Genomic DNA, 26,798 nt, shown 5'->3' with positions numbered 1-26,798 from the left:
TTGAGTTTCGCTTTAATTATATTAATCCGATGCACTAACTCTGCTTGATTCGTCTTGAGCAGATTCAGTATTCATTTTTGGGTGTTGCATAGTCAGGACTGAGCAGGGAGCATTGTGGAGTACGTAATTGCTGACACTACCCAAGGCTAACTCACTCCAACCAGATAGACCCTGACGTCCAACTACGATTAGGTCAGCACCCCAAGTGGAGGCTAATTTACAGATGGTTTGACCAGGATTGCCAGGGGATTGGATGAATTCTGTACTCACGCCTGTTAGAGTTGCTTCATTTGTACACGATTGTAGTAGCTCTAGACCTTGCTTTTCCAAAACCTCCCACTGCTGTTGGTTGAACTCCAAAGTTTTTTTACTCATCACGGGATATGGATAGTAATCCTGCCTGGGAAGTATAGGTATATTTACTTTGGCCTGTTCTTCACCCGACAGAACATGCAACAGCATAAGGCTGCCCTTGCTCGCTTTTGCTAAGAACAAGGCTTTATCAAAGACATCCTTGGCGGATGCAGAGGTGTCGATTGCAACTAGAATCTTGTGAAACATATAGACTTTCTCCAAACTGTTGTGACTCCATATAAGAGCTGATTTATAAAGGTTCTCTTTAGGCAGCAAGGCGCTTCAACATCAAGCGCACCATTGCCGTTTCGCTCATCAACTCGCTCACGCCTAGCAATAGTTCATAGTCCGTGGCTTGTGCGATGCAACCAGCGAAAGCACCCAAATGTACACTCGACAATCCAGGTTTTGGCAATACCTGAAATTATGCTTCGGTTCGCTTGATAATTTCAACTTTGGCACCACAAATCTGCAAAAATGCTTGGGTGAACTTCTCCTTACTGTAGCCCTAGTCTATCTAAATCACAACTAACATAGATCAATCTTAGTTCCTTTCTTTCTATCTCCTGTCTCATCAATAATTAAAATGATTGGTCTACCTTTTAGTATCTATAAAATTAATTAGTTCTAAACACAAAGCTCTTAACTTCTCTATATCCCAAGATGATTTGTTAAGAAATGATGTAGCCCTTAATACTGATCTAATCCAACAATCTTTGCTATTTCTAGAGACTTTTCGTTTTAAATCAGAAATACATCCTATATTCCTATATGTAGATACTTAAATGCTTCAAAAAGCCTAACATCTAAAAACAGCTTTTTATACAACAGACAATATTCGTCCACAAAGTTAATGGTTTGTACGGGTGAGCGAGGCTCTCCCATACTTTGTATATTAATTCTACTTTATGTATATTATTATACTATTTCTCAGGTGACACAACAGGGCTAATAACCCCTCATTCCCTAACGTATCTTTCAAAAAGATTGTCCCAGTGGGCTGATGCGTGCCTACTGTTCTCTAGATTAAACCAGCAATTAAAGCCGCGTTAACTCTTTTTAAATTTTGGCTATTCAGTATGTTCCAGGAAGTAGAAGACGAAAGCTTACTAAAAAAGATCCCTCTCCCCATTCAGGAAATCCCAGAGGATAGGGAATTAACACAAACGGTAATTCTTCCCACAAATCTGCCTATTAAACTTTCCAAACCGCAAATTCGCACAAGTCTCAGGGCATTAACTCTCGAGAGTCTTTTTGCTGCCGTTTTTTACAGTATCATCGGTTCAGCGTTGCTCAGTAATTTCTTGCTAGAGCTGGGTGCCGGGCCAGTAGAAATTGGTCTGCTCGCCTCTATTCCTCAGCTGGTGAATCTGCTCCAACCACTGGGAGCTTATTTGGTAGAACGAAGTAGCAGCTTCAACTGGTATTGCATGAGCATTTTCATCCCGGCGCGGCTACTGTGGATAATTCTCGTGCCAGCGATTTGGTTGGTCAGCTCATCTAACCATATCACTAAGCACCAAGTGGTGCTGTTGACATTGGGAATTATGTTAGTGGCTAATATCATTGAAGCTTTCGCCCGTGCTCCCTGGATGACCTGGACGGCTGTGTTAGTACCTGGGCGGTTGCGGGGGCGGTATTTTGGCTTTCGCAATAGTGTTCTCAGTTTGATGAATCTCATCGGTGTGCCGTTGCTGGGTCTAGCAGTATCGATCTGGCCTAGTGGAACGCTCCAAGGCTACGGTGCAATCTTGGTTCTAGGAATTGTGCTTGGGCTGCTTAGTCAAGGCTGTCAGTTCTGGATGAGCGATGTGAACCCGCAGCTTTTAAAAGTCGTGGGGTCAGAGCCACCCCAACCATACCGCAGCGGGATACATCTTCGCTTCCTTAATGATGCCAATTTTTTGAAGTTACTGATTTACCTTGCCATCTGGTGCTTTGCCGTTAACCTCAGCGCTCCCTTCTTTAACCTCTATATGCTAGATAACCTGGATATAGATGTCAGCCTAGTAACAATCTATAACGGTTTAGGAGCTGGTGCTAATATGCTGCTGCTGGTTTTCTGGGGCAAACTGTCTGACCGGATTGGGAATCGTCCCATCATGTTATTAGTAGGAATCTTGGTGGCGGTGACGCCTGTATTATGGTTAGTAGCTGGCAATGATTCAATTTCCCTTTGGATATGGTTACCCTTTTTACACGTGCTGGGATCTGGGACGTGGGCGGCCATAGACCTGTGTACCAACAATCTGATGATGGGAGTGGCACCGGTGACTAATCAATCCACTTACTTTGCGATCGCCGGGGCGGTTGCTGGTGTCACTGGAGCAGTGGGAATCATAGCTGGTAGCTTTCTTGCGACTCTGCCTGGTGCCGGTGGCTTACTGGGACTGTTTGCTCTTTCAACCGTCCTACGGACGGCTGCTCTCTTGCCCTTGGTTTTTGTTCAAGAGCAAGGCTCTGTACCTCTGGGTCAGCTTTGGCGAGTCCTATTCTCAGTCAAGCAGCAAAGAGTACCGATTTAACAATATTGAACGTCAACCACTTGAGGCTTTGTTAATTGCTGTAGTTTTCATAATGAATCAGAAGATGGATTTACGCAAAAAAATATTACTTGGCAATATATAAGGAGTGGTATACAGAAAATCCAGATATTGCCAAGGAAGCTTTTAGTCAATCTGCTTGTGAGGTAATTGACATTCTCAAGAATATCGAGAAAGTTCTTGCAAAGCATTAAAAGATAACATATCACCAGAGCCGAACAGCGAGAAGTAATTGCTTGATATTCATTTGCTACTTGTGTAGGCTCAGTTCAACCGTTATGTGGCTTAGTCCGTTGATGGGAGGCTACAAATGGTACAAAACCCAGGATCATTGTCTAACTGTGCTATCCATTACAGCTAACGCTTCGCTGCAACAGACTGAATCGATATCTGGGTTGGGATACAAAGAAGTATTCCTATGGGCGCATTTGCTTTCTTGGTAACTTATAGAGAATAATCACAAATAAAGCAGCTTTGGCATCTTCGTGCGAGAGAATAAATATCAAATATGGCGATCGCAATCGATTTTGGTACTAGCAACACAGTCATTGCTCGTTGGAACCCTGTAACCCAGCAGCCAGAAACCCTGACTCTACCAGGTTTATCAATCAAACAAAGTCTCAATCCGCCACTGATTCCCAGCTTGGTTTATGTTGAAGACGCAGCCCAAAATAAAGTCTTAGTCGGGCAACAAGTACGCGATCGCGGTTTTGACCTCAAAGGCGAAACGCGATTTTTCCGCAGCTTCAAACGCGGTATTGGTGCAGATATTCAAGGTTTCTTACCCGAACTAGATGGGCAAATTGTCACCTTTGAACAAGTAGGGCAATGGTTCCTTACTCAAGTAATTGAAGAACTAGCACCCCTGGAAGGTGGGTTAGATTCTCTGGTGTTAACCGTACCTGTAGACAGTTTTGAAGCCTATCGTCATTGGTTGGGAACAGTATGTCAAAGCCTCCCTGTCGAACAAGTACGAATGCTGGATGAACCCACAGCCGCCGCCTTGGGTTATGGCTTGGCAGATCGAGAAAATCTTTTGGTGATTGACTTCGGCGGTGGTACTTTGGATTTGTCCCTTGTTCGGTTGGATCAAAGCGTGCAGGCAAGCACAAAGCCCTTGGGATTTCTCCTCAAATGGGGTAATAAGTCTCTAGCTGAAGATTCAAAACAAAAAGTCAAAACTGCCCGTGTTCTGGCGAAAGCAGGGCAAAATCTAGGTGGTACTGATATTGATAATTGGTTGGTAGATTACTTTGCTAAAACTCAAGAATTGGCGGTAAGTCCCTTGACAACACGATTGGCTGAACGGGTAAAAATTCAGCTATCAACTCAAAACCAAGCTAGTGAAGTTTATTTTGACGATGAGACATTTGAAAGTTATGAACTGGAACTAAACCGCGATACTTTTGACGATATCCTCAAAGAACACGCATTTTTTGAGTTATTGGATGAGTCGATGACGATACTGTTGCAGCAAGCAAGACGGCAAGGGATAGAACTTCCAGATATTAATGCAGTTTTGTTAGTTGGTGGCACAGTGCAATTGCCAGCAGTGCAGACATGGATAAAACAGTATTTTGAGCCAGAAAAAATCCGTTGCGAACGTCCCTTTGAAGCGATCGCTCAAGGTGCATTACAATTAGCACAAGGGATACAAATCAAAGACTTTCTCTACCATAGTTATGGTATCCGCTACTGGGATCGCCGCAACCAGCGTCACAAATGGCATTCTTTAATTAAAGCTGGACAAGCATATCCGATGACTCAGCCAGTGGAATTAGTCTTAGGTGCTTCTGTAGAAAATCAACCCAGTATTGAACTAATTATGGGAGAATTGGGAGCAGATACAGGTAGTACTGAAGTTTATTTTGATGGCGATCGCTTGATTACTCGCCGTATGGACAATAATGAAACCAACGTCAAACCCCTCAACGATCGAGAAGGTGCGAAGACAATTGCCCAACTGACACCAACCGGATATCCTGGAAGCGATCGCATCAAAATCCTCTTTCAAGTTGATGAACAACGCTTTTTACGAATCACTGTTGAAGACTTGTTAACTAATGACACGCTGTTGGAGAATCAACTTGTGGCACAGTTGAGTTAATTAAGTAAAAGGATTTAAAAGTGGGATACCGCAGCCATCGAAATCCCGGATGTTGCGCGTTACTAAGGTCAATTGATGAATTTGAGCAGTAGCAGCAATCATCATATCTGCTTGGGTGTGTGTTTTCCCACTTAATCTTAGTTGACCTCGCAATTCACCGGAGCGCTTGGCAATTTCAATGGTGATGGGCAATACTTGACAGTTATTTTCTAAAAAGTTATCAAACTATATTTGAATTCTAGGGTTGGGTTTGGATGTCAGCCTATAAAATATTTCTTCAACAGTGATGGCACTCAGAACTATCGAGAAATCTCCTTCTGCCCATTTCACTACACCAGAGTTAGGTTTAAGTTTTACTAATTCGCTGATAATATTAGTGTCACAAAGAAAAGTCATCTATGGCATCAGCGAAAGAGTTAGGACGGTCTTGGCGGGAGGGTATTTCGAGGATATAATCATTCCTCAGCAGCTATCTGACGTACTTCTTTGAAGGCATCAGCTAAAGAAAACTTTTCCCGTTGCTTGCGCCACGTCAAGAAATCCTCAAACATTTCAGCTTCAACAACAACAGCCACCAGTTCATTTCGGTTGTAGATGAGTTGCGGTTCTTTAGTTACAGAATGAATTAATTTGGAGAATCTCTGTTTCGCTTCTGCAATTCTCCAGTTCATTCTCCTACCTCTTTTATTCATAATCATGTCTATAATAGACATGATTTATATCTATATTTGCTATTCGCCAGAGAGCTATGTCTACGATGGGGTATTTGGCGCCGCACCTTATCATTCCAGGCGAGTTATTTCTAACCACCCATCTTTAACCATCCAAAAACTTGATTGACGGTTAGTGCAAGTTGAATTTCTGGTAATACAGGCAAAAAATCTTCTCCCTGGAGTAATACTGGTTGTTGGTCCGAACGGAAAACCAAAATTGAGCGATCTGTTGGATCAATTAACCATCCTAATCGGCAACCATGTTGTAAGCAGTAAAGGATGTTGCCAATTACTCGGTTTGAACTCTGTTCTGGAGAGAGGATTTCAATTGTCCAATCTGGCCACAACAAAAAATCGTTGGGAACTTCCCCATCAACATCAAATGGAATTCGTAACCAGTTAAAAACTGCTACATCAGGCACAATTGAGCGGATACCAAAGCTACAACGCAACTCTGGAAATGCATAAGCAATTTTTTGGCTTTCTGTTACTTCGTTAATAGTATTACAGAGTCTTAGCTGCAATCGACTATGCTTCCCTTTCGGCATTGGCTTAGGAATAATCTCACCGTTAATATATTCATTTGCAGGCTTTGTTTCTGGGAGCTTCAGAAACTCATCCAGGGTAAGTAGTTGAGTCGTTGGGTAGCTCATAGCTCCTAAATCCCTCGAAGATGTGTTTTTAGTCTAGCAGTGATGTAGGGTGCGTTACATTCGGTAAACGCACCTGTCAAAGGCAGAATTGCAACTCTTAATTACGTTAGCGCAGCGTTAGCGAAACCTTGAGCGTCATTACGTAGCTTGCTTCTCGCCAGAGGCGAGTATTACGAATTATTTCCGCACCACTACTAAAGTTCCATTCTTAGCCCAGTTGTAAAGATTGCGAGCTTGTTTAACAGGTAAATTTACACAACCGTGGCTGACTGGAGTGCCAAAACGATTATGCCAGTAAGCGCCGTGGATGGCGTAGCCTCTGTAGAAATACATTGTGTAAGGAACGTCAGGAATATTGTAGCCTCTGCCTCGCATCCGATGAGTGCGATACTTAGAATTAATCCGAAATCTCCCTATGGGTGTAGGAGTCGATCGCTTACCTCCAGAAATGCGATATGAATAAACAAGTTTATGACCTTCCCATGCACGTAAACGTTGCTCTGACAAATCAATTTCAATCCAGCGAGGTTGGTTAATATTATTAGTGCTGTTTTGATCGACTGAGGTGGCTGTTGCTGTAGTCGAGTTGGGTATACCTGTTAGCGGTGATGACCAAGAGAATAAAGTCACCACCATCAGCGCTACGCCTGTACAAAAAGTTCCTGAAGAACGAATCGCACCACGGCGAATCCAAGTTTGCATTATGCCTCACCTTTTAAACTACGCAAAAATTATGAAAAGAAGTAATTTTCTGGAAAACTACAAATTTCCAGAGTGACTACTTGTTTTCTGTGGAGGATTTACGCAATTCATCCGCTAAGGCTTCTCAAGACAAGTCCTAAGCTAATCCGCATTCAATTGGTATATTTGTCCTTAATTAAATGATGAGTTCTAACTAATGACCGATCGTTAATTACAAAGGACAACCTTTACAAAAAATCTGTCATTTAAATGCCTAAATACAAATTTTCCCCAAATTCATATTTGCATTTGTAATTTCACACAGGAATTGTCAGGATTTCCGCTTATTTTTTAGGCAAGTCTTTAATGCCCTTTTCTATATTTTATTTCAATTTCAGTAATTGCGACTCCGAAGATTCCCAGCATAAAATATTGCTGGGAATCACTTAATTATCTTGATTTGTTGTTATTTATAATTTTACCAAAATAGCTTTTTGGCTGCTTCAACTATCATTTATGAATGACTATTGGTGTCCCTACCGATGCCCACTCGAATAGCCATTTAGCATGTTTAGGTGCAACATTCACACAGCCGTGGCTCACTGGAGTGCCAAATCTTTTATGCCAATAAGCTCCGTGAATAGCGTAATTACCTTGGTAAAACATCGCATAAGGAACGTTGGGAACGTTGTAGTTTTCTCCCTGCATCCGCGTAGTTTTAAACTTGGATTGAACCTTAAAAGTACCGACAAGAGTAGGAGTGGCTTTTTTCCCAGAGGAAATAGCACTTCCATAAACAACTTTGTCACCTTGCCAAGCTATTAATCTTTGCTTGGAAAGATCGATTTGAATCCAGCGCTGATTTGATTGTTGTAATGTCTGGATTCTTTGTGCAATCACTTGAGTTTTGGAATTCGCCCAAACTTCAGTGGTTCCAGTAGTAGTAAAAACACTTAGGGACAGTACTGTACCAGTGAGGATTATTTGTAAGCGACGCACCCAGTCAGGAAAAATTTGTTTTTTCATTTTAGATACACTCACACTCAAATCATAGGGTCTTGAGAAACTGATCGGGTTTCACCTTTATTTCCCTATCTATTACTTTAATAGACGCGAATTTTGATGATTTGATTCTAAGTTAACCTAACTGTTGCATTAGGTTTTTTGCCTGAGTTGCGATCGCTGACCAATTTCTCTCTATGACAAGCTTTTTAGGAAATAATTCCCCGCTCAAACCGACAGCGATCGCTCCAGCTTGCAAAAATTCTTTGGCATTTTCTAGAGTCACACCGCCAGTAGGAATTAAGGGAATCTCACCCAGCGGCCCTTGCAAACTTTTGATATAATCAGCCCCTCCCACTGCCTGCACGGGAAACACTTTTACACAACTAGCGCCTTGACTCCAAGCGGTAACAATTTCTGTAGGAGTCAGCGCTCCTGGTATGATAGGGACATTTTTTTCTTGTGCTGCTTGAATCATTGCCGAATCAACGTGGGGTGTGAAGAGGAATTGCGCCCCAGATGCGATCGCATTTTGTAACTGCTGCACATTAAATAGCGTACCAGTGCCAATAATACAAGCTGGTAATTCCGAACGTAGTTGAGTGATTAATTCCCCAGCGCGATCGCTATTCCAGGTAATCTCAATTAGCTGCACTCCCCCAGATGCTACAGCCATTGCCATTTGTTGTCCCAGTTCCATTTGAGGGGCGCGGATAACTGCGATCGCTCGGTGTTTTTCCAACTGTGATAACCAAATTTGATTAGGCATTTTGACTATAGATTGGGGACTGGGAGTAGGGATTGAGACTAAAGAATAGTTTTCAATCTAGTAAATACTAATTTTTAATACTAATGCCCAATACCCCTCAAGAGTGCTGAGTAATGTTAGCACAACTGTTTTGCCCTATTCCCAATGCCCTTAAAACTTGCTTATTGCATCAAGCTATGAGATATTAAATATAAATAACATAAAATCTATAGTATTACCGTAGTTTAAAATTAATACTTCAGCATTTGGGTTTAAAGGAGTAATTAAAATGACAATTGCACGACCAAACACAGTAGCATCCTTACCAATCACCATTCACGATTCTGAAAGTGCTGATATAGCAGCTAACTTATGGAAGGTTGTGCGACTAGGTGCGAATGGCTTTTGGTGGCGCACTAAGGCATATACAACGATTCTGGGCGTTATGCTGCTAATCTTAGTAAGTCTGATTTTTATAAGTATGCATTGGTCTTACCGCAGATTGTTGCCTTTTATCAACCATCAAGTCATTGGTAGCGATCGCGAGATAAGCAATTAAAAGTTAAAAACTAGACATGAACTTGCAAAGGGATAGGCGATCGTTTCAATTGCCTGATTTCGCTTGCTTTACATTACTTTAGAAGCAGTCTCTAAAAACTCAGCTTAATTCTTCTAGTAGAGGAGAGAGTTAATTAAAAATGCATATACTGCAATTACCAAGCAATAGTTTATATAAGCCCCTAGTTAAAGACCTACTAGGAGCTTTTTTTTAATTGACTATCTACCTCAAATGGGTTATTTAGCAGCGATCGGACAGCTTAGGACATTGGCAAATCCTAAGAGAACGGCTAGTCATACCTATCCATAGCCGACTTATCCTAAGTAGGATGGTAGCCGCAATACAATATATTAAAAAATCTAGTAGCAATTAAACTATTCCTAATGGATATTCATAATTAATTCTGATGGTAGATTAAGTTAAAAATGAAGATCGTTAATATGTACTTGTAAGTCAAAAACGTTTACCAATTTAACAACAATGAATATTCTTGCTTGGATTGTTTTAGGTCTAATTGCTGGTGCGATCGCAAAAGCTATCTACCCCGGTCATCAAGGTGGCGGAATTATAGGAACCATATTGTTAGGAATCATCGGTGCTTTTGTTGGCGGTAGTTTAGGTGTATTTTTCAGTACGGGAACTTTATCTTTAGCAGCTCCTAGTCTCAGCATTCCAGGTATTGCGGTAGCAGTTCTTGGTGCAATTGTCGCAGTTTTCCTGTGGAATCTATTAACCAACCGCAGTGCTGTATAAAAAATTGCGGTAAATCAATGACAAAGATTTAGCAAATTCATTTAACTATTTTTAACTGTGAATTAAATTAAAAAAATAGCGCCAGTCTGTAATAAGTCTGGCGCTGTTTTGTAATTATAAAGGTTATCAGTAGAGTCCAATACAGACTTAAACCCCAAGCAAGCCCCTTCAACCTCTCTATACCGTCAGATTAGAGAGGAATTTCTGTATTAGGCTCGATTTTGGGACAGATATTGGTAAAAATTTTATAGGAAGATTAGCGATCGCTAAGTGTAAAATTATCTTAACAGTCTTAACTAGCTCTAAAAATTCCTATACCAGCTTCTCTTTCAATGTAATCTGCTAAGTTGATAAAATCTTCACGCGGGTAGCATCTTCCGCCAACTAGATCAAAAGCTAATCTACTGGCAGGATTTTCTGGATTTTCGAGTATATGTATACCCCAGTAGTAAAGTAGGTCGCTAGTCCGAATGCAAACTTCTTCTGGATCTATACAATGAAATTTTTTATCTATTTTACTAATTTCTTTATAAGTATTAGAATAGACTTGTTTAAGAAGCCTTAAGCGTTTAATACCAGGATCTTTAAAGTTGTTAACTAATACAAACAAATGAGCTAAATTATTGATTTCGCGTATTTCTTTAACAGTATCTTGAATAACTTTACCGTGCTTACTTATTCCCAGTGGATTGAAGGTTGTTGGGATAATACAATAATCTAATCGCTTAACTAGCTCTGGGGGATTACGCTCTAATGCTGGTGAGCAATCGCAAATTACTATCTGACAGTCACGGGCAGCATCTTCATGCCAATCATTTCCATCAAAAACTTGAATAGTTGTACCTACCCCTTTAGGATTGGGAACAAAAACCCCATCACCTACTAATTTTTGCAGATTTTGTTCTGGGTCTAAATCCACAAGTGCTACATTAAATCCTTGCAGGGCTAATGCTCCTGCTAAATGACCTGCTACAGTTGTTTTTCCTACTCCGCCTTTACAAGTAAAAACTCCAAAATAAACTTTTTTTGACGTAGTTTCTTCGGAATTGTCAGGATTACCTCTGCCACCAATGACGTAATCACCATCAATTCCAACCAGCTTATTTTCATGGGCAATCCCACAGCGAATTTTAGTATCTTTACCCCAGGTTCTCATTAATGCCAATGCTGGGCCGCCAAATCCTTTTGTAGTTATAAACCAACCAAAATTAAATTTTTTGCCTTCGTCAGAATCTAAAAAGTCAGCAAACTTTAAAAGCTGTGGCGCTGTTACGTTACTTTTTAGCCATTTAACCTGAACAACACCAACTAGGTTTCCTTTTTTAACTACTAGATCGTAGCCAGGTTGATTGGTCTTTGCAGTTTCAACTGTCCAATCTGCTTTATGGATTAGTTTTGCTACGTGTTGCTCAAAGTGGGTAAAATCCTGGATGAATTGTGGCTCTAATGATGATGACATAAACAACTTTAGGTGTTTTGCTTCAAGGCAGTAGTACGTAACATAGTATACCCAAATAAATAAACTTTGTCCGTATAGTTGATTTATATACGTAACATGAATTACTATCCCCCTGATTTTCACAGAAATGCACTATACTCTGACATAAATTAACACCAAACTTATGTCTGATTTAAATAAGTATAAATAAGCTAAAATCCACAGGTTTCATAAAATTTTCAACAACTTGCACTGGTCGCTGTACACGAACTGACAATGTTTCGTTAAGCTGTAAGCGCTATGATTGAAGTTTATTAAACGTCTTATGCATTGGTTGTTATCTGGGCCGTTGAGTATAGAGAAATTGACGGTTAACATTGCAGGTTTGCCTGCATTGTTACAAGGTAAGAAGCTAGTGCAGTTGTCAGATTTTCACTACGATGGTTTGCGACTGTCGGAAGAGATGTTAGAAAAAGCGATCGCACTTACTAACGAAGCTGAACCAGATTTAATTTTATTAACTGGTGACTACGTAACTGACGAACCGACGCCAATTCATCAACTGGTACTTCGACTCAAAAATCTGCAAAGTTGCAGCGGTATCTATGCTATCCTTGGCAATCACGATATATATAAACACGCAAAAGCAGAAGTTACAGAAGCCCTTACTAGCATTGGAATTCACGTTCTTTGGAACGAAATTGCCTATCCATTAGGAAAAGAATTACCACTCGTTGGACTGGCTGATTATTGGTCGCGGGAATTCCACCCCGCACCAGTTATGAACCAGCTAAACCCCGACACACCCTGCATTGTTTTATCACACAACCCAGATACTGCGGAGATATTACAAACATGGCGAGTTGATTTACAATTATCTGGTCATACTCACGGTGGTCAAATCGTGATTCCCGGAATTGGCCCTGCGGCGTTGTTTTACGAAAAGCTTGTAGAAAAAATACCCAGAAAAGTGCGGCGTCGAGTCCCATTTTTGGAAGAAAATGTTTCTGTAGTCAGACATTGGGAATGGGCGCAGGGTTTGCATCGGCTAGGAAAAAATCAGCTATATGTCAATCGTGGTTTGGGAACTTACCTCCCAGGACGCTTATTTTGCCGCCCAGAAGTTACTATAATCACCCTACAAGGTGAGTAGGTAATTACCAAATTTAACAAAAAAGAACGCAATTTTAGCAGGTAGTCTGGCTAATGAGTGCCTGCAAACTCAGGCATAACCTGCTACTTTTATCGCCAAAATTTAAATCCAAAATTTAAATCAATGAATTAATTGTATCTGAAGTAGATGACATAAATTCTTGCATTTTATCAAGTTACATTCTTATTTTTGGTAAGCTGTAAGCGCTGGTATGAGGAGTATCGGTTAACTTATGCATTGGTTGTTTACAGGACATTTAAGAGTAGATAAAATAACGGTTAAGATTGCAGAACTTCCTGCATCTTTACAAGGTACAACATTAGTACAGTTGTCAGATTTTCATTACGATGGTTTGCGACTATCGGAAGAGATGTTAGAAAAAGCGATCGCACTTACTAACGAAGCTGAACCAGATTTAATTCTATTAACTGGTGACTACGTAACTGACGATCCCACACCAATCAATCAATTGGTGCTTCGACTCAAACATCTGCAAAGTCGCTGTGGTATCTACGCTGTACTTGGGAACCACGATATCTATTACAGCCACTCCAAAGCAGAAGTTACACAAGCGTTAACCAGCATTGGGGTGCATGTACTTTGGAATGAAATCGCCTATCCATTGGGAAAAGAATTACCATTGGTAGGACTAGCTGATTATTGGTCACAGGAATTTTACCCCGCACCAGTGATGAATCAACTAGACTTGCTTACACCGCGCATCGTTTTATCTCATAATCCAGATACAGCCAAGATATTGCAACAATGGCGCGTAGATTTGCAACTATCTGGTCATACCCACGGTGGTCACATCGTCATTCCGGGCATTGGCCCTCTAGTACTCTATTACAAAAAGCTACTTAAACAAATTCCCAAAAAATTGCGGCGTTGGGTAACATTTTTATTAGGAGACTGCTCGAAAGTAGTCCGATATTGGGAGTGGGCGCAAGGGTTTCACAAGGTGGAAGAAAATCAACTATATGTCAATCGTGGTTTAGGAACTTATAAACCAGGACGTTTATTTTGTCCGCCTGAAGTGACTGTAATTACTTTAATTGGTCATTAGTCATTGGTCATTGGTCATTAGTCATTGGTCATTGGTCATTGGTCACTTGTACTGAGCGTAGTCGAAGTATTGGTTATTAGTCTAAATAAATGACAAAGGACAAAGGACAAATGACAAAAATGCATAAAACTCAAAGCAGAAACCGCCTGAAGCTACGATGGATAAATCTCAATAGCTTGGGGCGGTTCCTTGAAGATTGGAGAATTCAGAAATGGCTAACTTAAAATAAGGTGGACAGTATTTGCGATCGCTTTACTCAGAATTGCACATCCTTAATATTCCAACTAGGCAGGCATTTTCTGGCTGTGCGTCTTAAAACCTCCAAAACGAACTCATTGAACTTAAGGCAAAAACACATTCAATGGATGTCACAACTTCAGAGCGATCGCAATAAGATTAGAGCAGGAGGCACAGGCTCTAACTTGAAAGTTTTTGTTTAACTTTTAACCTGTTTGTACCTTGGTCTTAATCTAGCATTGTGTTTGTTTAGCTACAAGACACCTTTACTAAACTTGAATCCCATTAATTTATCGCAACAATTCAGAAATATTGCTTAAAATTTGTCCCAGTTGGTAATATTGGCATTCACGCCAACATTACCAACTGGGCTGAAAGTTCAGTTAGAAAGCGTTATTGACCAGAACCGCCTGCGGTAGAAGAATCGCTATTAGATGTACTGTTTGACTGGTCTACTACTCCTTGAGGTGTAGTACTTTTAGAGGTGTCACTTTTTGTACCAGGAGCAACAGTATTAGTAGAACTATCGTTCTGCGAAGCCGGACTATTAGTAGTTGGACTCGTCACCGGACTTTGTGTCGCTTTAGGGGCCGGCTGAGTTACAGAAGGTGCTTTTTCTGCCGCAGGCTGCTGGGGTGGAATAGTAATGTTAATATCCGGTTGGCGAGGTGCAGACGGAGGTGTAACTTGCTGTTGGGGAACAGGAATAGGAACAGCAACAGGTACAGGGACTTCCTTAGTTGTTTCGATTATTTTCGTTTGTGGTTGAGGAGATGCACTGGGAGTTGGATTACTCTTACTCGGTACAGGAACCGCAACCGGCACAATATTGTTAACCGCTGCGTTATTCTGCTGGTTGAAGTACCAGACCCCACCTATAACCAAACCAAGCAGGGAAGTAATGATAATACCCAACAATAAACCACCACTAGCATTGTTTTCATCACGCTGGGCTAAATCTGCTTGCTGGTAGCTACGCTCAACATTTCGACCATGTACGTAACCGTTAGTGTAAGAGTTGGGATTAGTTGTATTGTTCTTAACTGTTTCAGTGGTTTGTGTGAAATGGGTCTGAGTATTGCCATTAATATCAGTGTAAGATTCTTGTCTAACTTCACTGTTTTTGCTTTCGCGTTCATTAGGAATAGACATAACCGTTGATTTAACTCCTCAGATACGATATTGACAAACTAAAGCTTTGTGAAAACAAGGGATTTTAATGAACTGAAAATATATGTTGCTGATAAAGATTGAGTCTTATTTGCTACTCAACTGTTGGTAATCTCAGAATAACCTCTGCGATTAAACAACTGGCTCTATCTCCAGGGAGTTAATACTTAATCTTTAGAGAGTTAATACTTAATCAAGAGAAAGAGTATCCCAAAGATAGATGTTATTAAACTGTCAGATGATGGTTTGATAAAAAATCTAGCAATTTACTAAAATCATCTAAATTTTTAATTTGTCGTTAAATATCGCAGCGCCAAAGCTTGGTTGTCATATCTCGACTACCACTAACTAAAGTTTTGCCATCAGGACTGAAAGCCACAGAGTTAACCCAATCTGAATGGTTATCCAAAGTGTAAAGATTTGGCTCTTCCGTATTTGTATTAGCTTTTTATCTCCAACGCCGATTTAGCCGCAGGAAACTTTTTATCCTCTGACAAAATCTTTCTACTAGAGGTCTAGGTTTTGATACATATCTAGGCGATCGCGATCTACGTGTACTTCCCGGATTTCTTAACTCTTCTTCTATTTGTGCAGCTTTATTTAAATCTGAAGCAGCTCTATATTCGTATCCCAATTGTGAGCAAACTAGCCCACGATATTTATACGCGTCAATATAGTGAGGATTGAGCCGAATTGCGTGGGTAAAATCTGCGATCGCATCTTCATATCTTCCTTGAGTAGCATTTTCTACTCCTAAAGTGTAGAAAGTTTCTGCATCCCAACGATTGACAGATATTTTTGGGGGATTTTTAGGCGAAGATGAAGATGGATTTTCAGCAATAGGAGGCTCAGATGGAATTTCGGATTTGAGCCTGTTGTAAGCTGCGTTGATTGATTTGATTTTTTCTTCAGCTTCCTGTTTTTGTCTTTGCTCGACAAAGCGATCGGGATGCCAAATTTTCACCAGTTTACGGTAAGTTCGCTTCACCTGTGCTTGAGATGCACCGGGTTTTAGCCCAAGAATTTCATAAGCATCATTGATATCAAAGCGATCGCGCATACTGAAAAAATCGGCAGTTAGATAAATCTATGTTAACTATTCCCAAAAATCCTCTCCAATCAACCCAAACGCCCCATTCTGGTTATCACTGGGATGGCAGTAGCCGTCGCTTCTTTGAAGGTTGGTATTACCGCGTCACGTTACCGGAAATTGGGCAAACATTCGCCTTTATGTACTCCATTGAAGATCCCATCGGCGGTAAACCTCACAGTGGCGGTGCAGCCCAAATCCTCGGCCCGGATGATGAGTATCTCTGCCGTACTTTTCCTGATGTCAACAAATTTTGGGGTAGTCGAGATGTTTTAGGTTTAGGTCATTGGGGTAAAAATAATTTGCAAGTTTCCCCCCTATACTTACTCCCAGCAGAGTTTGAGTATCACGTCCAAGAGGGATATCAAGCTACAGCTACCTTGAATCAGGGAATAATTCGCGATCGCGCCACCAATAATTATTGCCGTTGGCAGTATGAAATTCAACCAGTATACGGTTGGGGCAATCAAAATGGCATTCAGCAATCAACTGCTGGCTGGCTGTCATTCTTGCAGATTTTTGAACCTGGATGGCAAATTTTGATGGCTCACGGTTTAGCCAGTGGAAAGATTGACTGGAATGGCAAAATCTACGAATTCACTAACGCCCCAGCCTACGGCGAGAAAAATTGGGGTGGTGCTTTTCCTCAGAAATGGTTTTGGATAAACTGTAATTGCTTCGAGGGCGAACCCGACTTAGCATTAACTGCTGGTGGTGGACGGCGGGGTGTGCTGTGGTGGATGGAATCTGTAGCGATGATTGGACTGCACTATCAAGGCAAGTTTTATGAATTTGTTCCCTGGAATTCCCAAGTTGAGTGGGAAATTCAGCCTTGGGGTAGATGGCAAATGAAAGCTAGCAACACTAATTATGAAATTGAGTTAACAGGAACCACAGATTTATCTGGTACACCTCTACGTGCGCCGACAGCAGAAGGTTTAAGATACTGTTGCCGGGATACTATGCAAGGAAAACTAAACTTAGAGTTACGAGAACTAAATGGCAGAAAATCTAAAGTAATTTTAAAAGCAAAAAGTTTTCTTTGTGGTTTAGAAGTAGGCGGTGGCTCTTGGGATAATTTTTGGCAGTCTACCTAAAACTACTGCTATCTAATGCTATAATTATATATGCTTCGCAGTTGGGGTTGTAGCTCAGTTGGATAGAGCGGACGCCTCCTAAGCGTCAGGTCGTGCGTTCAAGTCGCACCAGTCCCGTTATCTTTAGACAATTCATATATACAGCAATTAATATGGTAAGAGCATTGCTGTACCCATAAAAGTAGTACGCCAGTTCTTACAAGTCGGGATATCCGCCCATGCTACTAGCTCCTGTATTCCGTGCAATTGAAAACTACTATATAAAGTGGTTAAAAACCCTTTGATGAATCGTCCGATATCGGTTAGGATAATCCATCAATTAGAGGAAAAACTCCAAGCACGCTTAATCGCGCTGTTACACAAAAACCAACCAAATTTATATTTGGGCAGAATTTGTGCAGATTCTTGGGAAGTTTGCTACTCTACTATCAATTGTTTTTTCTTATAGCCAGAGAAAATTGTGTACCAAGTAAATTAAGTTATTGAGCCTTGAATAAGCTACTCTTTACAAATAAATCTTTTCGTTTTATGGCTTTTGTCCTACCAATATTTATGTGGTGGGGATACAAAGAAGTACAAAACCAATTTGTGCAGCCGCAAGCAGTCGTAGTGTTAGGTGGTTCAACGAGACATTTAGAGCGAGAAAAATTTACAGCAAAATTCGTTAGCGAGCATCCAAATATACCGATTTGGATTACAGGCGGCAGTCCACGTACATTCACCCAAAGAGTGTTTACCAAAGCTGGTGTCGATCCTCAACGTTTACACTTGGATTATGAAGCAGTAGATACAGTTACTAATTTTACTACTTTGGTAGATGATTTGCAAGCTCGCGGCATTAAGAGCGTTTATTTGATTACTTCAGACTTTCACATGCGTCGGGCTTGTGTCATTGGCGAAATTATTTTGGGTAGTCGGGGTATTTATTTAAAACCAGTGCCAGTTCCTTCCGAAAAACCCCCTGAATCTATCGAAAAATCTGTTCGTGATGGAGCTAGAGCGATAATTTGGTTAGCAACTGGTTACACTGGTGTGGGTGCCGCTAAAAATAAACGGTAAATCAAACTGATTTTGGATTTTTAATCAGTCAAAATCCAAATGACTAATGACAACCGTCACTAGTCACTTATATGGTTAGGGAAAAAACGCCCCAAATTTCCCCACAATTTGATACCCTAGCTTAAACAGATTTGAGTAAAGTTAAAGCGTGGAAATTCAACTTGGGCGGGGAAAAACAGCTCGCAGAGCTTACGGAATAGATGAAATTGCTCTAGCCCCTGGTAATAGAACACTAGACCCCAGTTTGGCAGATACTAAGTGGCGTATTGGCAATATTGAGCGAGAAATCCCGATAATTGCTAGTGCTATGGATGGCGTAGTAGATGTTCGTATGGCTGTACGTTTGTCACAGTTAGGAGCATTAGGTGTCCTCAACTTAGAGGGTATTCAAACTCGCTATGCCGACCCAGAGCCAATATTAGATCGGATTACCTCTGTGGGGAAAGATGAATTTGTTGCCCTGATGCAAGAACTCTATGCCGAACCAATAAAACCGGAATTAATTGAACAACGTATTCAGGAAATTAAACAACAAGGTGGCATTGCGGCGGTGAGTGCGACTCCAGCCGGTGCAAGTAAATACGGTGAAGCAGTGGCCAAAGCTGGGGCAGATTTATTTTTTGTTCAAGCTACGGTAGTTTCTACTGCACATCTATCACCAGAGTCTTTAGTACCACTCGATTTAGCAGAATTTTGTCGTTCCATGCCCATCCCCGTGGTGTTGGGGAATTGCGTGACTTACGAAGTCACGTTGAATTTGTTGAAAGCTGGGGCGGCTGGGGTACTGGTGGGAATTGGGCCTGGTGCGGCTTGTACTTCTCGTGGGGTATTGGGTGTTGGTGTGCCACAGGCAACTGCGATCGCAGATTGTGCCGCAGCACGAGATGATTACTATAACGAAACTGGCAACTATATCCCCATTATTGCTGATGGCGGTTTAATCACCGGTGGCGACATTTGCAAATGTATCGCCTGTGGCGCTGATGGTGTGATGATTGGCTCCCCCTTTGCCAGAGCCGCAGAAGCCCCTGGAAGAGGTTATCATTGGGGTATGGCGACTCCTAGCCCAGTTTTGCCCCGTGGCACCCGCATTCGCGTTGCCACCACTGGTAGCCTAGAGCAAATACTCATTGGCCCAGCAGGGCTAGATGATGGCACTCACAATCTTTTAGGAGCCTTAAAAACCAGCATGGGAACTTTAGGAGCCAAAAATATTAAAGAAATGCAACAAGTGGAAGTTGTAATTGCACCTTCTTTATTAACCGAGGGTAAAGTTTACCAAAAAGCTCAACAATTAGGTATGGGGAAATAGAATTGGGGCATAGGGCATAGGGCATAGGGCATAGGGCATGGGTTATTAATTCTTCTTCCCCTGCCTGCCCTGCCTCCCCTGCTCTCTACTCCCCACTCCCAAATTCTTCAATAATTTTTCCAGCCCCTAAACAATTGCTGGAAAAATCCGATATGTCGCTTACAATAGAGATAGCGGAGACGCATGTTTCCGTTCACTCCTCACACCACACTCCGCCCGGACTACTGTTCGGGCGGTTCCTTATGTTTGTAAATAAAATAAGAGAGCTTCTTTGCAAATGTACATCCTTGCACTCCCAAGCTGAGGTTTTTGCTATGGTAGAATTTTCACCAAGTTCAGATATTATTGGCGAAGGTTTTAGGCATGTCAACAGCCGCACAAGTTACCGATTCTAGTTTCAAGCAAGAAGTACTCGACAGCGATGTACCAGTTTTAGTTGACTTTTGGGCACCCTGGTGCGGACCATGCCGTATGGTAGCTCCTGTTGTCGATGAAATCTCCGAACAGTACAAAGGTCAAATAAAGGTCGTAAAAGTCAACACAGATGAAAATCCTCAAGTTGCTAGTCAATACGGCATCCGCAGTATTCCCACATTAATGATTTTTAAGGGTGGGCAAAAAGTGGATATGGTGGTCGGCGCTGTGCCTAAAACTACATTAGCTTCCACTCTCGAAAAGCATCTTTGAAACTCAATCGGTAATAAAATCCTCTTGAGTTATCCATTTTGTTCTAACTTTAAGTTAATTTTCATAAACAAGTTTGAGAGCCGCGAATTTCTCGTTTCTCAAACTTGTTTACATTTGTATACAGTTTCAGAATATTTTAACGCAAGTTCGACAAGCCCTTTTTTGACCTCTCCCCCAACCCTCTTGGACACGGAAAGGGAAGTCAAAACCCTAATTTCTCGTTGCTCCTCCCTTTCTCCGTAGAGGGAGGTTGTCCGGGAGAGGTTCATCGAACTCACGTTATTTTAGGAGTTTTCTACCTCAAAAACAACTCCCTAATTCCCGTACTACCAATTTCCACTGCTAACGCCGCTAATAGAAAACCTAAAAGCTGAGTCACAATCACTCCACCTTCTGCACCAATCCACTGGTCAATCAGATTTGCTAAACGCAAAATCAACCAAGTGCTAAACATTGCCCCTAAGATACCCACCGCCACAGCAATATGCGGACTCTGTGATTTCGACATCAGCAACATCACCGTTGTTAAAGTCCCCGGCCCCGCTAACAGTGGTAAAGCTAGTGGAGTAATTGCGACATCGCGTCCTTCTTCAATAATTGGACTATCTAATTCTCCCCGCAGCATTTGCAAAGCAATTAACAGCAATAATATTCCTCCTGCTATTCGCAAAGAGCCGATACTGATTTCCAAGTAATTTAAAATTATTTGCCCTGCAAAGGCAAATAGCAAAAGAACAGCGATCGCAATGATAATTGCTTTATCTATAACTTTGTTTCTTTGGTCTGGCATCATGCCTTTAGTCAAAACTAAAACAATCGGTATATTGCCCACAGCATCCGCCAAGACAAACACAGCGATAAATGTTTGAATGAGAATAGAAATATCCACAGTAGACAGTTTTTATCAAGGTTTGATCGCAATCTAATCTTTATCTTGCTCAGTTTGCTAGAACCCAGAGGAAGATTAAGATGGGCAATAAAACCAGTGTGTTAAAGAAAATCTTGGCTGACGCATTTCTAATTAAGTTCCACAAATCTTGAAGTAGCGATATATTTTGATAATCTCTTTTCCATAAATCAACTGTTCGTTGTTGAATCTATGAAGTCTTATTTAGCCGCCGCTATTCAATTGACCAGTGTGCCCGATTTACAGAAAAATTTGGCACAGGCAGAAGAATTAATAGAGCTTGCCGTGCGTCAAGGTGCTGAATTGGTGGGTTTGCCAGAAAACTTTTCCTATATGGGAGAAGAAAAAGATAAACTCGCACAAGGTGATGCGATCGCTCTTGAAAGTGAAAAATTTCTCAAAAAAATGGCTCAACGCTTTCAAATTACCATCTTGGGCGGCAGCTTTCCACTTCCGGTAGACAATACAGGCAAAGTTTATAACACTACTCTACTCATCGACCCTAGCGGTCAAGAGCTTGCCCGCTACTACAAAGTACACCTATTTGATGTTGATGTCCCCGACGGCAACACCTATCGCGAATCCAGCACGGTTGTGGCTGGTACGCAACTACCACCCGTCCATTTTTCAGAAAAACTCGGTAATTTAGGGCTTTCCATTTGTTATGATGTGCGATTTCCAGAACTGTATCGTCATCTGGCAGATAAGGGAGCCGATATTATCTTTATTCCCGCCGCCTTTACCGCCTTTACAGGTAAAGACCACTGGCAAGTACTACTACAAGCCAGAGCCATCGAAAATACCGCTTACGTCATTGCTCCGGCCCAAACGGGGAATAACTACGCCCGTCGTCTAACCCACGGTCACGCGGTCATTATCGACCCTTGGGGTGTAATTTTAGCCGATGCTGGAGAAAAACCGGGAATTGCGATCGCAGAAATCAAGCCCACTAGGCTAGAACAAGTCCGCCGTCAAATGCCTTCCTTACAACATCGGGTGTTCTAAGGATTGGGGAAGAGGCAGGGGAAGCAAGGGGACAAGGGGACAAGGTGACAAGGTGACAAGGTGACAAAAGTTTAGAACTTACAACAAGTCTTTCCCCTTGTCCCCAATTCTCCTTGTCTCCAAGTCCTCTTTCCAATGCCCAATGCCCAATGCCCAATGCCCAATGCCCAATCCTTATGAATAAAACAAAAAACCGGGTAAACACCCGGTTTCTGACAACATTAAAATCCTCAGTTTTTTAGCAGCATAGAAAAACTATGCCCATATTTATTTGCTGTCAAAATTAAACTTTAGCAGCTGATTTGGTAACAACGTTAAGTTCACCTTTAGCATACTTAGCAGCAAAATCTTCCAAAGAAATTTGCTTAATCTTGCTTGCATTGCCAGCTGTGCCAAATTGCTGATAGCGTTCAGCACAAACCTTTTGCATGTATGTAATGGAAGGCTTGAGGAAGTGACGGGGATCAAACTCCTCTGGCTTTTTAGCCAAAGCTTCACGTACAGCAGCAGTAATAGCCAAACGGTTGTCGGTGTCGATGTTTACTTTACGTACACCACTCTTGATACCTTTTTGGATTTCTTCTACAGGTACACCGTAGGTTTCAGGAATTGCACCACCATATTGGTTAATCAGTGCAAGCAAATCTTCAGGCACAGAAGAAGAACCGTGCATTACCAAGTGGGTGTTAGGCAAACGGCGGTGAATTTCTTCAATACGGCTGATAGCCAAAATTTCGCCAGTCGGCTTGCGAGTAAACTTGTAAGCACCGTGGCTTGTGCCAATGGCAACAGCCAAAGCATCTACTTGAGTTGCTTCTACGAAGTCAACAGCTTCATCGGGATCGGTTAGTAGTTGAGAGTGGTCGAGTGTACCTTCAAAACCGTGACCATCTTCAGCTTCACCAGCACCAGTTTCTAGAGAACCCAAACAACCGAGTTCACCTTCAACACTGACACCCAAAGCATGAGCTACGTTTACAACTTCGCGGGTAACACTGACGTTGTATTCAAAGCTAGCGGGAGTTTTAGCATCAGCTTCTAAAGAACCATCCATCATCACGCTGGTGAAGTTGTTCTTAATTGCTGAGTAGCAGGTAGCAGGCGCATTACCATGATCTTGGTGCATGACAATGGGAATGTGAGGATAGGTTTCTACCGCTGCCAAAATCAGGTGGCGTAGAAAGTTTTCTCCTGCATAATTACGAGCGCCGCGAGAAGCTTGTAAAATTACGGGGCTATCTGTCTCGACAGCAGCTTTCAGGATCGCCTGAATCTGCTCCAAATTGTTAACGTTGAAAGCTGGGATGCCGTAACCGTTTTCAGCTGCGTGATCCAACAGCAGCCGCAGTGGTACAAGCGCCATAGATAGTCCTCCTAATGTGGTTGTCAGCTAGTCGGTCTGAGAGAAGCGCAATTATTACGCTAAATCTTAAGAGTTTTTTCAACTTACTTATAGGAAATTATAACTAGTGTGGTGTATCTATGTTGAAAAAGTTTACGCCATAGTTATTAGAAATATGTTCTATACTTGTTCTCTACTGCTGTACTATGCCCTATAGTTGCTCTGTACTGCTGTACATTTAGCTACCCTATAATTAGTAGCTATGGTAGCCCATTATCCCAAATGCTTGTTTGTGCAATTACAAAGAGGAGCGATCGCTTCTTTACATCATTTAATAAACTTTTATATGGGTCGCCCGGGATTCGAACCCGGAACTAATCGGTTAAAAGCCGAGTACTCTACCGTTGAGTTAGCGACCCTTTCGCTGCATTTCGCAACTTTGCAATCATAGCATACACATCTATAGATTTGTAAAGGGGTTTAGAAAAAATTAGCCCTTAACCTTATAGATGCTGTATGGCTAGCTCCTGGTGCTAACACAGTCAGGTTATCGCCAGTATTGAGAGAGTTACGGGTGGCACTCCAAGGTTCTAAACAGTAGAATTCTTTGCCTTTGACTGTCCAAAATACTAGGTAGGTAGAGAAATTATCATAATCCAAAGTGAGTTTTAACTTCCGGCTGCGGTCTATTGCAGTGGCCGATTGACTTGTTAGCTGTCCAAAGGCAAAATCAATTTCATCACGGCTAAAGTCAAAATTGCCGTCAAAAGAGTGAATTTCTTTAGTTTGATTATCTTGATACTGCTTAGAAGGAATTTCCACCTCTAACTGAGTTTTATCACCACACAGAAAGTAGGGATGGAAACCAGCCGAAAAGGGCATTGATCTAGATGACAAGTTTTTATATTGTTGGCGGACTTCAAGGGTATTACCTTGAAGTTCGTAGGTGAAAGTCAGCTGAAAATCAAAAGGATAAACTGCCTTAGTTTGCTCATTGCTATCAAGAACGACAGTGAGACTAGCTTTATCTCCAGTTTCTTGTTCTGTTACTTTCCACGGCAATTCACGAGCGAAACCGTGTTGCTTGAGAGTATATTTTTGACCGTTGTAAATGTAAGTATTATCTGGTAAATTACCACAAATAGGAAACAAAATTGGATTCCCACCTCTGACACTCAACTCAGGATGAGTAAAGCGCTCAGTATCTAGGTAGAAAACTTCTTGCCCTTGAATGCGCCAACGGGTGATGATACCGCCGCGTTCTGGTACGACTTCCAACTGAGAACCAGCGCCTTCGTCAGAAAGAATATAAGTCTTGTACTGTTGCTGTTGAACTGCAATGCTAAACACAAATTTTAGTCCTGGGTATATGGATAGTTAGAAGTTAGGAGTTGTGAGTTAGGAGTTAAAAATTCATAACTCCTAACTTTTAACTCCTAACTCCTAAATTTGTTATTCGTCTTCTGCAAACACGAAACGATATAACTCGCTGGGGTCTGGTTCAGGGCTGCTTTCGGCGAACTTAACGGCTTCGTCGATTACATCCTGAATTTTACGGTCAATTGCTTTGATTTCTCCCTCATCCGCCAGGTTTTGCTCTAGCAAATAAGCTGCCAACTTCTTAATTGGGTCGCGGGCGAACCAAAATTCTTTCTCCGCTTTGCTTCGCATTTCATCTGGGTCTGCCAAGGAGTGACCCCGGAAGCGGTAGGTAAGCGCCTCAATTAATGTTGGGCCTTCACCTGCACGGGCACGGGCTACAGCTTCTTGAGCCACGGCCCGCACTGCTAGTACATCCATGCCATCCACTTCCACGCCAACCATGTTAAACACGCTGGCTTTTTTATAAATCTCTGGCTGGGAAGTCGCTCGTTCGTGAGACATCCCAATGGCCCACTTATTATTTTCGACTACAAACAGAATTGGCAGTTTCCATAGGGCTGCCATATTTAGTGTCTCAAAAAACTGACCGTTATTAGCAGCACCGTCGCCAAAAAAGCAAGCTGTCACTTGGTCAGCATTTTTATCTCCCAGCACTTCGCGGCGGTATTTGCTTTGAAAAGCCGCTCCAGCTGCTACAGGAATTCCCTCAGCCACAAAAGCATAGCCACCCAACAAGCGATGTTCGGCAGAAAACATGTGCATCGAACCACCGCGCCCTTTGCTGCAACCTGTGGCTTTGCCAAATAATTCTGCCATTACTTCTCTTGCTGGTACTCCCGCACTCAGAGCGTGAACGTGGTCGCGGTAGGTACTACAAACGTAATCTTCACCCGGTCGCATTGACTGCACAACACCACTGCAAACGGCTTCTTGACCGTTGTACAAATGGACAAAACCAAACATTTTGCCTCTGTAGTACATTTCAGCGCACTTGTCTTCAAACAAGCGCCCTAACACCATATCCTCATACAACCGTAACCCTTCTTCTTTTGTAATTTGCGTAGTAGCAGGATTAAAAGTGGGTAAAGTACGCTCTTGAACCATTATTTTTGAGTATCCCTGTTGTACAACTTAAAGTTACAGTCTTAAATAAGTTGGTCTAATAACACCTCAGCTTTTAACAGGCTAGCGTTTGTAAGACTCAACAATCAAACTTTATTTATGCACCAAAAAAGGGTCTTAGGGAATAGCTGAATTTTTAATTTTTGATTTTTAACTTTTCAGCTCATGCCCCGTGAGGATTTGACTCTAAGGGCAATATCTGCCACTTTAGGTTGTCTCTCTCTATTCCCCTTCACAGACTAGCAATCAAGATAGACTGCTTTCTGCATATCCATTAACAATTTAAAAAAAAGCAGGCAAAAATCTATAATACCCAAATAGGTAATTGTAATGAAGGGTAAATTATGATATGATTTTTGTCTCCTGTTATCAGGGTAAAACCCTCAATAGTGGTATTTTTGTTACTGCCTAGTAGGAAAGTACCAAAAAAATCAATCACCAATAGATTCTTCCAGCCACAACAATTATGCCGTGATTAAAAGCGGTAGTTGTGGTTTGTGGTATCGAAGGCTGATAATAGTTGTGTTAAACAAAAATACTAAGAATTAAAACAAACAATTGAGGCTTTCTAGGCGAAAGCAAAAAATTAGTACTAAAATGTGACTCAAAATTTCGGG

27 protein-coding genes, 2 tRNA genes and 2 pseudogenes are annotated in these 26,798 nt (G+C 41.7%); 13 read left to right on the top strand and 18 right to left on the bottom strand.

Going from position 1 to position 26,798, the window contains the following annotated elements; all coding sequences use genetic code 11:
• Positions 1-21: 21 nt before the first annotated feature.
• The 3 genes and pseudogenes from RMZ42_RS04485 to RMZ42_RS04475 form a co-directional block, all read right to left on the bottom strand.
• Entirely contained in the window at positions 22-561 is a 540-nt protein-coding gene (locus RMZ42_RS04485; RefSeq protein WP_322670273.1) for a universal stress protein, read from the bottom strand.
• A gap of 58 nt (positions 562-619) precedes the next feature.
• On the bottom strand, positions 620-769 hold the full coding sequence (locus RMZ42_RS04480) for a hypothetical protein (protein ID WP_322670272.1): 150 nt from the start codon (positions 767-769) through the stop codon (positions 620-622).
• Positions 770-891: 122 nt separating this feature from the next.
• A pseudogene (locus tag RMZ42_RS04475) lies at positions 892-1,239 on the bottom strand (transposase); the annotation flags it as partial.
• Positions 1,240-1,433: 194 nt separating this feature from the next.
• Between RMZ42_RS04475 and RMZ42_RS04470 the strand changes: the two are divergent.
• From RMZ42_RS04470 to RMZ42_RS04460, 3 genes are all read left to right on the top strand, one after another.
• On the top strand, positions 1,434-2,879 hold the full coding sequence (locus tag RMZ42_RS04470; protein WP_322670271.1) for an MFS transporter: 1,446 nt from the start codon (positions 1,434-1,436) through the stop codon (positions 2,877-2,879).
• Positions 2,880-2,968: 89 nt separating this feature from the next.
• On the top strand, positions 2,969-3,091 hold the full coding sequence (locus RMZ42_RS04465) for a hypothetical protein (protein ID WP_322670270.1): 123 nt from the start codon (positions 2,969-2,971) through the stop codon (positions 3,089-3,091).
• A gap of 314 nt (positions 3,092-3,405) precedes the next feature.
• A complete protein-coding gene (locus RMZ42_RS04460; protein ID WP_322670269.1) occupies positions 3,406-5,004 on the top strand; it encodes an Hsp70 family protein in 1,599 nt (532 codons plus the stop codon).
• Here RMZ42_RS04460 and RMZ42_RS04455 read toward each other — a convergent pair.
• From RMZ42_RS04455 to RMZ42_RS04430, 6 genes and pseudogenes are all read right to left on the bottom strand, one after another.
• A pseudogene (locus tag RMZ42_RS04455) lies at positions 5,005-5,205 on the bottom strand (PIN domain-containing protein); the annotation flags it as partial.
• Positions 5,206-5,459: 254 nt separating this feature from the next.
• The gene (locus tag RMZ42_RS04450; protein WP_322670268.1) at positions 5,460-5,675 is read right to left on the bottom strand and encodes a type II toxin-antitoxin system prevent-host-death family antitoxin; all 216 of its coding nucleotides are present in this window, start codon (positions 5,673-5,675) and stop codon (positions 5,460-5,462) included.
• Positions 5,676-5,806: 131 nt separating this feature from the next.
• The gene (locus RMZ42_RS04445) at positions 5,807-6,370 is read right to left on the bottom strand and encodes a Uma2 family endonuclease (RefSeq protein WP_322670267.1); all 564 of its coding nucleotides are present in this window, start codon (positions 6,368-6,370) and stop codon (positions 5,807-5,809) included.
• A gap of 177 nt (positions 6,371-6,547) precedes the next feature.
• Entirely contained in the window at positions 6,548-7,072 is a 525-nt protein-coding gene (locus tag RMZ42_RS04440) for a L,D-transpeptidase (protein WP_322670266.1), read from the bottom strand.
• Between the two features lie 489 nt (positions 7,073-7,561).
• On the bottom strand, positions 7,562-8,077 hold the full coding sequence (locus tag RMZ42_RS04435) for a L,D-transpeptidase (RefSeq protein WP_322670265.1): 516 nt from the start codon (positions 8,075-8,077) through the stop codon (positions 7,562-7,564).
• Positions 8,078-8,189: 112 nt separating this feature from the next.
• Complete coding sequence (locus RMZ42_RS04430) at positions 8,190-8,822, bottom strand: bifunctional 4-hydroxy-2-oxoglutarate aldolase/2-dehydro-3-deoxy-phosphogluconate aldolase (RefSeq protein WP_322670264.1); 633 nt, start codon at positions 8,820-8,822, stop codon at positions 8,190-8,192.
• A gap of 268 nt (positions 8,823-9,090) precedes the next feature.
• Between RMZ42_RS04430 and RMZ42_RS04425 the strand changes: the two genes are divergently transcribed.
• Together RMZ42_RS04425 and RMZ42_RS04420 are read left to right on the top strand one after the other, a co-directional pair.
• On the top strand, positions 9,091-9,360 hold the full coding sequence (locus RMZ42_RS04425; RefSeq protein ID WP_322670263.1) for a hypothetical protein: 270 nt from the start codon (positions 9,091-9,093) through the stop codon (positions 9,358-9,360).
• A gap of 480 nt (positions 9,361-9,840) precedes the next feature.
• Positions 9,841-10,113, top strand: a complete 273-nt coding sequence (locus tag RMZ42_RS04420) for a GlsB/YeaQ/YmgE family stress response membrane protein (RefSeq protein WP_322670262.1) — start codon at positions 9,841-9,843, stop codon at positions 10,111-10,113.
• A gap of 292 nt (positions 10,114-10,405) precedes the next feature.
• On the opposite strand, the gene RMZ42_RS04415 is transcribed toward RMZ42_RS04420, so the two are convergent.
• Positions 10,406-11,572, bottom strand: a complete 1,167-nt coding sequence (locus RMZ42_RS04415) for an AAA family ATPase (protein WP_322670261.1) — start codon at positions 11,570-11,572, stop codon at positions 10,406-10,408.
• A 304-nt stretch (positions 11,573-11,876) separates the two neighbouring features.
• On the opposite strand from RMZ42_RS04415, the gene RMZ42_RS04410 reads away from it, so the two are divergent.
• Both RMZ42_RS04410 and RMZ42_RS04405 read left to right on the top strand, forming a co-directional pair.
• Complete coding sequence (locus tag RMZ42_RS04410; protein WP_322670260.1) at positions 11,877-12,704, top strand: metallophosphoesterase; 828 nt, start codon at positions 11,877-11,879, stop codon at positions 12,702-12,704.
• 232 nt (positions 12,705-12,936) lie between these two features.
• Positions 12,937-13,770 carry a metallophosphoesterase gene (locus RMZ42_RS04405; protein ID WP_322670259.1) on the top strand — a complete coding sequence of 278 codons (834 nt, stop codon included), beginning with the start codon at positions 12,937-12,939 and terminating at the stop codon, positions 13,768-13,770.
• Between the two features lie 630 nt (positions 13,771-14,400).
• Here RMZ42_RS04405 and RMZ42_RS04400 read toward each other — a convergent pair.
• From RMZ42_RS04400 to RMZ42_RS04390, 3 genes are all read right to left on the bottom strand, one after another.
• Entirely contained in the window at positions 14,401-15,159 is a 759-nt protein-coding gene (locus RMZ42_RS04400; RefSeq protein WP_322670258.1) for a hypothetical protein, read from the bottom strand.
• Between the two features lie 316 nt (positions 15,160-15,475).
• The gene (locus RMZ42_RS04395) at positions 15,476-15,586 is read right to left on the bottom strand and encodes a WD40 repeat domain-containing protein (RefSeq protein WP_322670257.1); all 111 of its coding nucleotides are present in this window, start codon (positions 15,584-15,586) and stop codon (positions 15,476-15,478) included.
• Positions 15,587-15,625: 39 nt separating this feature from the next.
• The gene (locus RMZ42_RS04390) at positions 15,626-16,237 is read right to left on the bottom strand and encodes a DnaJ domain-containing protein (RefSeq protein ID WP_322670256.1); all 612 of its coding nucleotides are present in this window, start codon (positions 16,235-16,237) and stop codon (positions 15,626-15,628) included.
• A gap of 29 nt (positions 16,238-16,266) precedes the next feature.
• Between RMZ42_RS04390 and RMZ42_RS04385 the strand changes: the two genes are divergently transcribed.
• The 5 genes from RMZ42_RS04385 (at position 16,267) to trxA (ending at position 20,422) form a co-directional block, all read left to right on the top strand.
• Positions 16,267-17,364, top strand: coding sequence for a tocopherol cyclase family protein (locus RMZ42_RS04385; protein WP_322670255.1), 1,098 nt, complete (start codon positions 16,267-16,269; stop codon positions 17,362-17,364).
• A 43-nt stretch (positions 17,365-17,407) separates the two neighbouring features.
• A tRNA-Arg gene (locus RMZ42_RS04380) sits at positions 17,408-17,481 on the top strand.
• A gap of 411 nt (positions 17,482-17,892) precedes the next feature.
• Positions 17,893-18,423: a YdcF family protein gene (locus RMZ42_RS04375; protein WP_322670254.1), complete on the top strand. Its 531-nt coding sequence runs from the start codon at positions 17,893-17,895 to the stop codon at positions 18,421-18,423.
• 148 nt (positions 18,424-18,571) lie between these two features.
• The gene (locus RMZ42_RS04370) at positions 18,572-19,735 is read left to right on the top strand and encodes a GuaB3 family IMP dehydrogenase-related protein (RefSeq protein WP_322670253.1); all 1,164 of its coding nucleotides are present in this window, start codon (positions 18,572-18,574) and stop codon (positions 19,733-19,735) included.
• A gap of 363 nt (positions 19,736-20,098) precedes the next feature.
• The gene (gene trxA, locus RMZ42_RS04365) at positions 20,099-20,422 is read left to right on the top strand and encodes a thioredoxin (protein WP_094348071.1); all 324 of its coding nucleotides are present in this window, start codon (positions 20,099-20,101) and stop codon (positions 20,420-20,422) included.
• A gap of 295 nt (positions 20,423-20,717) precedes the next feature.
• Here trxA and RMZ42_RS04360 read toward each other — a convergent pair whose 3' ends face one another.
• The gene (locus tag RMZ42_RS04360) at positions 20,718-21,311 is read right to left on the bottom strand and encodes a MarC family protein (RefSeq protein WP_322670252.1); all 594 of its coding nucleotides are present in this window, start codon (positions 21,309-21,311) and stop codon (positions 20,718-20,720) included.
• Positions 21,312-21,521: 210 nt separating this feature from the next.
• Here RMZ42_RS04360 and RMZ42_RS04355 point away from each other — a divergent pair, with 210 nt between their 5' ends.
• On the top strand, positions 21,522-22,334 hold the full coding sequence (locus RMZ42_RS04355) for a carbon-nitrogen hydrolase family protein (RefSeq protein ID WP_322670251.1): 813 nt from the start codon (positions 21,522-21,524) through the stop codon (positions 22,332-22,334).
• A gap of 283 nt (positions 22,335-22,617) precedes the next feature.
• On the opposite strand, the gene fba is transcribed toward RMZ42_RS04355, so the two are convergent.
• The 4 genes from fba to pdhA all read right to left on the bottom strand — a co-directional run bounded on the left by fba (position 22,618) and on the right by pdhA (position 26,163).
• Complete coding sequence (gene fba, locus RMZ42_RS04350; protein WP_229485451.1) at positions 22,618-23,697, bottom strand: class II fructose-bisphosphate aldolase; 1,080 nt, start codon at positions 23,695-23,697, stop codon at positions 22,618-22,620.
• 326 nt (positions 23,698-24,023) lie between these two features.
• Positions 24,024-24,095 (bottom strand) — tRNA-Lys (locus RMZ42_RS04345).
• A gap of 61 nt (positions 24,096-24,156) precedes the next feature.
• On the bottom strand, positions 24,157-25,026 hold the full coding sequence (locus RMZ42_RS04340) for an aldose epimerase (protein WP_322670250.1): 870 nt from the start codon (positions 25,024-25,026) through the stop codon (positions 24,157-24,159).
• Between the two features lie 102 nt (positions 25,027-25,128).
• The gene (gene pdhA / locus RMZ42_RS04335) at positions 25,129-26,163 is read right to left on the bottom strand and encodes a pyruvate dehydrogenase (acetyl-transferring) E1 component subunit alpha (protein WP_322670249.1); all 1,035 of its coding nucleotides are present in this window, start codon (positions 26,161-26,163) and stop codon (positions 25,129-25,131) included.
• Between the last annotated feature and the right edge of the window lie 635 nt (positions 26,164-26,798).

This window comes from Nostoc sp. DedQUE05, from assembly GCF_034530955.1.
In the GTDB taxonomy this organism is placed as follows: Bacteria; Cyanobacteriota; Cyanobacteriia; order Cyanobacteriales; family Nostocaceae; genus Nostoc.
Note: the sequence above shows the minus strand (reverse complement) of the source record. Positions and strands in the feature narration are given on the sequence as shown.